The following is a 269-nucleotide window of genomic DNA, read 5'->3' as shown; positions in this document are numbered from 1 at the left end:
AGGTCGGTGACGCTCTTCGCGACGCAGGAGAGGCCGGCGCGCTGGTAGATCTCGTTGATGGCGGAGTAGTCGGTGGCCGAGGCGACCGATCCATCCGCCAGGGTGCACTCCGGCGTCGACATCATGAGGTCGCGGGGGAAGGACACGACGGTGACGTTCCGCGGCTCGGCGGAGACATGCACGAGCAGGTTGACGTCGTTGAGCACGCCCCCGTCCGCTTCCGAGCAGCGCTCGCCGAGCAGGCCGGTCGAGACCTCGCCGCACTCGTC

Annotated in this window: 1 protein-coding gene; it reads right to left on the bottom strand. The window is 68.8% G+C overall.

Annotation, left to right across the window (positions count from 1 at the left end; all coding sequences use genetic code 11):
- Window positions 1-269, bottom strand: a 269-nt coding sequence (locus tag SB660_RS20850; protein ID WP_410584259.1) for an LCP family glycopolymer transferase, incomplete at both ends; no start/stop codon positions are given.

The organism is Bacillus sp. SIMBA_005 (assembly GCF_046535585.1).
Taxonomy (GTDB): Bacteria; Bacillota; Bacilli; order Bacillales; family Bacillaceae; genus Bacillus; species Bacillus pumilus.
The sequence above is the reverse complement of the archived record's forward strand: the minus strand, read 5'-3'. Positions and strand labels throughout refer to the sequence as shown.